The sequence below is a fragment of the Mycobacterium sp. TH-M116 genome, assembly GCF_057473685.1.
On record NZ_JBYCLC010000129.1, the window covers coordinates 1 to 8,666 of the forward strand.

Consider the following 8,666-nt stretch of genomic DNA (forward strand, 5'->3'; position numbering starts at 1 on the left):
TCCACGACAAACCGGGGCCTGCTACCCGGCGCTCCGGTACCTACCGGGACGGGACTTTCACCCGCTAGTCCAATCCAACTTCCAGGACGCAACACCCGGACAGCCTAGCGGCGAACCGGAACGGAAGCGTGACGGCCGAGTACGGGCCTTCGCCGGCGAAACCCGCGCAGCGGGGGTTACTTGCCGAGTTTTCTGCGCTGCACCCGGGTACGACGCAGCAGCTTGCGGTGCTTTTTCTTCGACATACGCTTGCGCCGCTTCTTGATTACTGAACCCATGAACTCCGCTATCTGACCCGTGACCGGTTGGTGAAGGACTGAAAAGACCTCGCCACTTTACCCAGCCACCCGCGGAGAACACCAAACCGGGACCGCCCGGCGTGCGGACGGCCACCGGGCCGCGCGTCGGCGGCGCGCGGGCTCAGCTCAGCCGGCGTCGAAGTATGACGTCTCCAGCATCTCGTGGACGGCTTTGGCATGTACCCGGAAGGAACGCCCGACTCGCACCGCGGGCAATTCGCCGTTGTGCACGAGCCTGTACACCGTCATCTTGGAGACCCGCATCAGCGCCGCCACCTCAGCGACGGTGAGGAACTGTGTCCTGGCCTGCTGGCCATCGCCGGAACTCGCATCCCGCGCCTTGCTGGCGGAATCTCGCGCAGATGGCCCGTTCGTTGAAGTCATCACAACCCAATCGTGTCAGGCACACGCAATGCCAGCGGCTTCCCCTCCGCTGGCACACACGCGTGCATACAAGAAGGAGAATAGCGGGACTAATGGGGTTACTGGTACTGGTGGGGGACAACAAATTCGAAAAAACCGAATTATTCTGATGTAATTCGTAGCTGTTCAGAGCGCGTTTTCGCGGCCTGAACCGCCGCGTCGACGGTGGCCCGCAGCCCGCCCCGCTCCAGTTCGCGCAGCGCAGCCGCGGTCGTACCGCCGGGCGACGTCACCGTCGCCCGCAACTGCGCCGCCGAGGCGTCCACCCGCTTGCCGAGTCCCTCGCCCGCACCCGGGCGCCGGTCCTGGTCCAGCGCTTCGCGCAGCATGGCCGTGGACCCGGCCATCGTCTGCGCGGTCAGCTCGGTGGCCACCTCGCGGGTCAGGCCGGCCGCGACGCCGGCGTCCACCAATGCCTCGACCATCAACAGGAAATACGCCGGACCCGAGCCGGACAGCGCGGTCACCGCGTCCATGTGGGATTCGGCCACGGTCAGTACTTGGCCAACGGCTTCGAACAGCCTCGAGACCTCCTCGAGCTGCCCCGGGGTGACGAAGCGGCCTTTCGCCAGCGCGGTGACGCCCGCGCCCACCAACGCCGCGGCGTTCGGCATCGCCCGTACCACCGGCGTTCCGGCCGGCAGCCTGGCTTCGAGATAGGTGACGGTGATGCCCGCCGCAACGGTGACGAACACCTGGTCGGCAGTGTCGTTCTCGGCCGCGACAGCCACCCGGGCCAGCTCCCCCATCAGCGATGCGACGTCGGCGGGCTTCACCGCGACGACGACGACGGCCGCGTTCTCCACCGCCTCGGTCACCGACGTGGTCAGCACCGAATAGGTATCCGCGAGGTATGTGGCGCGTTCGGGGATCCGCTCGGCCACCACCAGGTCTTTGACCTGCCGGCCGGCACGCAGCAGACCCGACAGCAATGCCTCGCCGATGCTGCCGCCGCCGATGATCGCGATCCTTGCCATGCCGGACAGCATCGCAGACACCGGGTCCTAGCCGGCGGCAGGGACCAGCGCCAGTTGCCGCGCCTGCACCACCAGCCGGCCCAGGCTGTCCACGACGACGTGGTCCTCGTCGAACCAGTCGTGACCGATCTCGGTGCAGGTGGCGATGATTCGCAGCCAGCCGTCGGCGGGCAGGCTGCGCAGGAACGCGGTGAGCTGGATGGTGGGCGCCCAGCCGGTGCGGTCCACGGCGAAGGTGACCGGCGCCGACAGGTCCCCGCACATCAGCGCGAACAGCGCGTCCGGGGCCACGCCGCGGGGACGCGCCCACATCTGGATCACCGGCGGGCGCCCGTCGGCGCTGGGCCGCATCGTCGAAAGCAGCGGTCGCACGTCGCAGCCCTCGCCCAGGTGCACCAGGCCGGCCAGCGGGTGGCCCGGGCCGATCGGCGCGACGTCCTCGGGGGGTTCGGGTGCCATGAGGTCGGTGATCGGATTGGCCGACAACAGCGGCGCCACCCCGCCGCCCGGCGGGTAGTGCTCCGGCTCGCCGAGGTTGACCACCGCATGCACAGCGGTGCGATCGCCCTGGGTGAGCTCGACGTCCACAACGCTGATCCGGCGGCCCCGCTTGCGAATCGACGTGACCAGTCGCATCTGCCCCGGATCGGGTGCCCACAGGAAGCTCGCGGACACCGCAACCGGCTGCACGACCGGTCCGCCCCCGGGCGCCTGTGCCTGGCACGCAATGCGCGCGGCGTTGGCGCACAGCGCCAGCATCGCGCCGCCGTGCACCTTGGGGCCGATCGCCCAGCGCTTGTCCAGCTCGCCTTCGAATACGCCGGGACCGGCCTCCCGCAGGGTCATTGCGGTGGTGAAAAGCGCGTTCATGATCTCCTGGGGTTTCAGCGCAACAGATGGGTACGAGCGAAATACAACGATTCGGCGAGCAGGCTTTCGCGGTCGCTGGCAGAGCGCGCCGACGAGGTGGAGACCTCCAGCACCACGTGGCCGGCGAAGTGGCCGGCGGCCAGCATCTGGCAGACTTCGGCGGTCGGTTGGGTGCCGCGGCCGGGGACCAGGTGCTCGTCGGCGGGTAACCCGTTGCCGTCGCAGAGGTGCAGGTGAACCAGGCCCGCACCCATCCGCTGCGCCATGTTCAGTGCGTCGGTGCCTGCGGTGGCGGTGTGGGACAGATCCAACGTGTAATGCGCATGGTTGCCGTCCAGCGGGTCGTAGGAGGGCGCGAACGCCGAAATCGCGGCTCCGGGACCACCGCCGCGCCTGCGCATCCGCTCGAGCGACTGGCCGGCCCCGAAGAAACGGTCCGCCCGGAACGGGAACATGTTCTCGACGGCGATCAGCACGTCGCTCGACGCCTCCAGTGCCGCGACCTGGTCACTGAATCCCTCGGCGTAGCGCCGCTGCCAGCGGAACGGCGGATGCACGACGACGGTCTGGGCGCCGAGCTGCTCGGCAGCCCGCACGCTGCGCGCCAGCTTGGGGATCGGGTTGGCACCCCACACGCGCTGCGAGATCAGCAGGCAGGGCGCGTGCACGGACAGCACCGGTACGCGATAGCGCCGAGAAAGCTTCCGGACGGCGTCGATGTCCTGGCTGACCGACTCGCTCCACACCATCAGCTCGACCCCGTCATAACCGAGCCTGGCCGCGTACTCGAACGCGGCCTCGGCCCGCAAGGGATACACCGAGGCCGTTGACAGACCGACTTTGATCGCTGGGCGCACAGTCCTTGTGGTTCCGCGTAGGTCCGGTGGTATCTAGCCCGACTGCAACGACAGCGCCAACGGCCCCAGCGTGATCAGCGCCCCCACCACGACCGCGATCAGCGTGCTCGCGATGTCCTCGGTTTTGCGAACCACCCGGACGCCGGCCACCAGCCCGAGAATGACCAGGACCGAGAGCACCAGCGCGACGATGCTGTTCCACCGCCACAGCTGGTCGAAGGCGATGAACAACGCGGCCCCGAACGCGACCGCCAGGATCGACTGCACGACGACCACGCTGCCGCGCCACAGCGCCTCGAGCCTGCCCGGCACCCCGGCCTCGTTCGGGCGCTCCTCGGCGGCGACGTCGGCGCGGCCGGCGTCGCGATCTGCGTCGCTTTCCCCCGCGCCGGTCCCACGGCGCTGGCGGGCGAGTTCGTCGGCGAGCGTCTGCCCCCCGAACAGGGTCGAATCGTGCAGGTAGGAACGCACGAACGCGGAGTCTTCGTCGTCCAGTTCGGCGTCGCGCACCTCGGTGTCCATGACGTCGACGGGCATGCCGGCGTACTCGCCGACCGGGTCGGGACTCATCTCCTCGGCACCGGATTGCTGCCCGGTGTCGGGTTCGTCGGCTTGGCGGACAGGCCGCGGATAGGCGCTGCGCTCGGGCCCCGAGACGCGCGCGGGCTGCGGCGGTGACTTGGGCCAGCGCGGCTCGGGCTCCGACCAGTAGGCCTTATCGTGCTGGTCTCCGGTGGCGAGATCGTGCTGGTCTCCGGTGGCGAGTTCGCCTTGCCGCGCGGCGGGGGACTCGGCGGCTGCCGCCGCGGGGTTACCGTCAGCTTCGCGTCCGGGTTGTTCGTGGTCGTCGCGGATGACCGGGATGTCACCGGTCAACTCCGCGACCGTGACCGCGTCGCTGTCGCCGCGCCGACGGCGACGGCGCCGGGTGACCGCGGGGGCACCGATCGTGCCGTTCTTGGCCAGCAATTCGGCCACCGAGATGGGCCGAGTGCTGGAGCCCTCGGTCTCGGAGTGTGGTCCGTTCATGCTTTGTTGCCTCTCGATCGGTTCGCGTTCCGATCCCCCACCCGGTCTCCAGCATCGCGCACCGCGGTCTCGACGAGGGCTGTTCCGTCGGCTTCACTGTCGAGTTTGCGCAAGATGAGTCCCTCTCGCAGGGCCCACGGGCAGATATCCACCGTTTCGATCGACAGCGCTCGCATGCTCGCCTCCGCCACCAGGGCACCCGCCACGATCTGTGGTGCTCGTTCGGCGCTCACCCCTTCCAACTCCGCGCGGTCAGCGGTCGTCATCCTAGAGATGAAAGATATGAGTTGTCTGAGGCCGTTGGCGGTGAGCGTCCTCTTGACCCGCGGCCCGGCCGCCGAGGGCGCCGCCCCGGTGAGCCGCGCCAACGAGCGAAACGTCTTCGACGTCGCCACCGCCAGATCCGGAGCGCCCGCTTCCAGGACTGCGACGCCGGCATCGGCCAGCTCGGAGTCCAGCCAGTCGCGCAGCATCGACACCCGGCGGCGGCCCGGCGGGTCGTCGGGCAGCCACTCCCGGGTCAACCGCCCGGCGCCCAGGGGCAGCGACATGGCGACCTCGGGCTCTTCGTCGACGCCGCTGGACAACTCCAGCGAACCGCCGCCGATGTCGAGGTTGATGATGCGGCCCGCGCTCCAGCCGTACCAGCGGCGCACCGCCAGGAAGGTCAGCCGCGACTCGTCGACTCCGCGTAGCACCTGGAGTTCGACGCCCGTCTCCTTGCGCACCCGGGCGAGCACGTCCTCGGAGTTCTCGGCATCCCGCACCGCCGACGTGGCGAAGGCCATCAGCTCCGCGCAGCCCGAGCTGTCGGCGATCTTGGCGAACTCCTCGATCGTGGAGATCAGCTTCTCCGCGCCGCGCTTGGTGATCTTGCCCGAGCTGTCCGTCGCCTCGGCGAGCCGCAACGTGGCCTTCGTCGAACTCATCGGAGTCGGATGACCGCCCCGGTGGGCATCGACAACCAACAGATGGACCGTGTTGCTACCCACGTCGAGCACGCCCAATCGCACGCAATCAACCTAGCCGGGCGACGATGCGGACCGCGTAGCGGTCCGCGGAGGAGACAGGCAATCAGATCCAGCCGGGCGACGATGCGGACCGCGTAGCGGTCCGAGGAGGAGACAGGCAATCAGATCCGGCCGGGCGGCATGAGCAGCGTTGTTCGACCCGCACGGATCCCGCAATTCACGGCCGCCGGGGTCCGGGTGTCGGCAGGGCGCCGGGCCCGAATCGTGGTCTACCGTGGGGTCCGTGCCGAACACGGACGCCCGCCCCGGGCAGGAAGTCGATGTGGACTTCGCCCGTGAATGGGTGGAGTTCTACGACCCCGACAACGCCGAGCACCTGATCGCGGCCGATCTGACCTGGCTGCTGTCGCGCTGGACGTGCGTGTTCGGGACCCCGGCCTGCCACGGCACGGTGGCGGGACGTCCGGACGACGGATGTTGCTCGCACGGCGCGTTCCTGTCCGACGACGACGACCGCGCCCGGCTGGACGACGCGGTGACCACGCTGACCGACGACGACTGGCAGTTCCGCGACAAGGGCCTGGGCCGCAAGGGATACCTCGAACTCGACGAGCACGAGGGCCAACCGCAGTACCGAACCCGCAGACACAAGGATGCGTGCATCTTCTTGAACCGGCCCGGCTTTCCTGCCGGCGCGGGTTGCGCGCTGCACAGCAAAGCCCTCAAGCTGGGTGTCGCGCCGCTGACGATGAAGCCCGACGTCTGCTGGCAGCTGCCGATCCGGCGCAGCCAGGAATGGGTGACGCGGCCCGACGGCACCGAGATCCTCAAGACCTGGGTCACCGAATACGACCGCCGCGGCTGGGGCCCCGGCGGCGCCGATCTGCACTGGTACTGCACCGGCGACCCCGGTGCCCATGTCGGCGCCACTGCAGTGTGGGAGAGCCTGGCCGACGAACTCACCGAACTGCTGGGCGCCAAGGCCTACGCGGAACTCGCGGCGATGTGCACGCGGCGCAGCACGTTGGGGCTCGTCGCGGTGCATCCGGCCACCCGGCTCGGCGATAGCGTCATTTGAGTTCTGCTGCACGACAATTCGGTGAAAGCTGGCGGCAGCTGGTGAGCCTCGGCGCCCGCGTCGGCCGGAAAGGGGGTGCATGGCTCCAGGGTGCAATGATGGGCGATATGGGAACAGGGCGACGCCGAGACGACGACACCTGGGATCTGGCCACCAGCGTGGGCGCGACCGCGACACTGGTTGCCGCTGCGCGGGCGGTTGCCGGCCAGACTGATCGCCCGCTCGTCGACGACGCGTTCGCCGAGCCGCTGGTCCGCGCCGTGGGAATCGAATTCTTCACGCGTTGGGCTGGTGGGGAACTCGACGTCTCCGACGACGAGTGCCGGCAGGTTCTTCAGTGGTTCGTCGACCTCATGGCAGTCCGCACCCGCTATTTCGACGAGTTTTTTCTCGACGCGACAGCAGCGGGGATCCAGCAGGCGGTGATAGTCGCCGCCGGGCTCGATGCCCGCAGCTATCGACTGTCCTGGCCGACGGGAACCACCGTGTTCGAGATCGACCAGCCGCAAGTCATCGCCTTCAAGACCGCCACGCTCGCCGAGATGAACGCTGCGCCGACTGCCGACCTGCGGGCGGTGCCGATCGACCTGCGGCTGGACTGGCCCGCCGCGCTGCGTGAGGCCGGGTTCGAACCCCAGCGGCGCACCGCGTGGATCGCCGAAGGCCTGCTGCCGTTCCTGCCGCCGGATGCCCAGGACCGGTTGCTGGACAGCATCAGCACGCTCAGCGCCGCCGGCAGCCGGCTGGCCGCGGAGATCTTCGTACCGCCGAGCCGTGACGTGATGCAGCCGCTCCGGAAACGATGGGGCGATCAAGGCTTCGACGTCGAGCCCTCCGACCTGGTTTACGCCGGCCCACGTCACGACGTCGCGACATACCTGGCTCAGCAGGGCTGGCAGACGGTCACGACGCCGCTGAGCCGGTTGCTCGCCGACAACGACATGGCCCCGGGTACGGCATCATCGCCGTTCGCCGGGAGTAACTACTACACCGCGATCCGAACCTGATGCGATCCCAAGGGAGGCGATGAGCGTGCCCAGAACCGACGACGACACCTGGAACATCACCGAAAGCGTGGGCGCCACGGCGTTGGAGGTCGCCGCGGCACGGGCGGTGGAGAGCGAAAGCGAAAACCCGCTGATCAGCGATCCCTATGCGCGGCTCTTCCTCGACGAGGCCGGCGCGGGAATCTGGAGCCTGTTCGCCCAGCCGATGTTGCCCGACGACGCCGACGTACGGGCTCAGCTGCAGGCGATGGTGGACTTCATGGCTGTGCGGACGGCGTTCTTCGACCAGTTCTTCATGGCCGCCGCACACGCCGGGGTCAGACAGATGGTGATCCTGGCCTCGGGTCTGGATTCGCGGGTCTGGCGGCTGCCGTGGCCGGACGGGACCACCGTCTACGAGGTGGACCAACCGCAGGTGCTGGACTTCAAGACCCGCACGCTGTCCCGCCACGGCGCCCGACCGGGTGCGACGCTGGTGCGTGTACCGGTAGACCTGCGCCAGAACTGGCCTCAGGCGCTCCGCGATGCCGGTTTCGACCCGGATCGGCCGACATGCTGGTCGGCTGAGGGACTGCTTCGGTATCTGACGCCGTCGGCGCAGGACCTGTTGTTCGAACGCGTCCACGCACTCAGCGCTCCCGGCAGCCGAGTGGCCACCAATGCCGTCGGCGCCGAGGCGTTCGATCCCGAGTGGCTGGCACGCCAGCGCGACCAGATGGATCGCCTGCGTGCGGCCGCGGCCCGGCTGGTCAACAACGACGTCGTCGACGTCGAGGAGCTCTGGTACCCGCAGGAACGCACCGACGTCGGGTCCTGGCTGACCGACCACGGCTGGGCGGCGACAACCACGCCCCTGGACGACTGGCTGACCCGGTACGGCCGCAACCACACGGCCAAAGATCTCATGCCGAACCTCTTCGTCTCCGCGCACCGCCGGTGACCGCGGGCCGTGGCGCCGCCCGGAGGTGAACCCGCAGGTGTCGATCATGGCCCTGGCGCAGGCCGTGGCCGACGAGGTCGTGGCCGACGAGGTCGTGGCCGCCCGCGGATCGAGAGTGAAACCTGGGCGTCGGGAGGTGAATCCTGGGCGGCGACACGCCGGTGGAAACCGCCCTGGGTGCACGCTCAAAGCCCTCGACGCACACTGGGTCAATG

The 8,666-nt window shown here is 68.9% G+C and carries 9 protein-coding genes and 1 pseudogene; 3 read left to right on the forward strand and 7 right to left on the reverse strand.

All coding sequences use genetic code 11. The features are described 5' to 3' along the window. Positions 1 to 176: 176 nt before the first annotated feature. From AC2VOK_RS06310 to AC2VOK_RS06340, 7 genes and pseudogenes are all read right to left on the reverse strand, one after another. Positions 177 to 278, reverse strand: a complete 102-nt coding sequence (locus AC2VOK_RS06310) for a 30S ribosomal protein bS22 (RefSeq protein ID WP_003402602.1) — start codon at positions 276 to 278, stop codon at positions 177 to 179. A 147-nt stretch (positions 279 to 425) separates the two neighbouring features. Then, on the reverse strand, positions 426 to 683 hold the full coding sequence (locus AC2VOK_RS06315; protein ID WP_421531195.1) for a cell division/environmental response transcriptional regulator: 258 nt from the start codon (positions 681 to 683) through the stop codon (positions 426 to 428). Between the two features lie 140 nt (positions 684 to 823). Next, positions 824 to 1,699 (reverse strand): pyrroline-5-carboxylate reductase, encoded by an 876-nt coding sequence (gene proC / locus AC2VOK_RS06320; protein ID WP_428899717.1) that lies wholly within the window; start codon positions 1,697 to 1,699, stop codon positions 824 to 826. Between the two features lie 27 nt (positions 1,700 to 1,726). After that, positions 1,727 to 2,569 (reverse strand): thioesterase family protein, encoded by an 843-nt coding sequence (locus AC2VOK_RS06325; protein ID WP_428899718.1) that lies wholly within the window; start codon positions 2,567 to 2,569, stop codon positions 1,727 to 1,729. A gap of 14 nt (positions 2,570 to 2,583) precedes the next feature. Continuing rightward, a complete protein-coding gene (locus AC2VOK_RS06330; protein WP_428899719.1) occupies positions 2,584 to 3,426 on the reverse strand; it encodes a sugar phosphate isomerase/epimerase family protein in 843 nt (280 codons plus the stop codon). An 818-nt stretch (positions 3,427 to 4,244) separates the two neighbouring features. Further along, positions 4,245 to 4,455: pseudogene (locus tag AC2VOK_RS06335) on the reverse strand (hypothetical protein); the annotation flags it as partial. Beyond that, the gene (locus AC2VOK_RS06340; RefSeq protein ID WP_428899720.1) at positions 4,452 to 5,468 is read right to left on the reverse strand and encodes a Ppx/GppA family phosphatase; all 1,017 of its coding nucleotides are present in this window, start codon (positions 5,466 to 5,468) and stop codon (positions 4,452 to 4,454) included. The gene AC2VOK_RS06340 and the pseudogene AC2VOK_RS06335, both read right to left, overlap by 4 nt. Before the next feature lie 241 nt (positions 5,469 to 5,709). Here AC2VOK_RS06340 and AC2VOK_RS06345 point away from each other — a divergent pair, with 241 nt between their 5' ends. The 3 genes from AC2VOK_RS06345 to AC2VOK_RS06355 all read left to right on the forward strand — a co-directional run bounded on the left by AC2VOK_RS06345 (position 5,710) and on the right by AC2VOK_RS06355 (position 8,451). Beyond that, positions 5,710 to 6,504, forward strand: a complete 795-nt coding sequence (locus AC2VOK_RS06345) for a DUF3109 family protein (protein WP_428899721.1) — start codon at positions 5,710 to 5,712, stop codon at positions 6,502 to 6,504. Positions 6,505 to 6,602: 98 nt separating this feature from the next. Continuing rightward, the gene (locus AC2VOK_RS06350; protein WP_428899722.1) at positions 6,603 to 7,511 is read left to right on the forward strand and encodes a class I SAM-dependent methyltransferase; all 909 of its coding nucleotides are present in this window, start codon (positions 6,603 to 6,605) and stop codon (positions 7,509 to 7,511) included. Positions 7,512 to 7,536: 25 nt separating this feature from the next. Beyond that, positions 7,537 to 8,451: a class I SAM-dependent methyltransferase gene (locus AC2VOK_RS06355; protein ID WP_428899723.1), complete on the forward strand. Its 915-nt coding sequence runs from the start codon at positions 7,537 to 7,539 to the stop codon at positions 8,449 to 8,451. Positions 8,452 to 8,666: the final 215 nt, after the last annotated feature.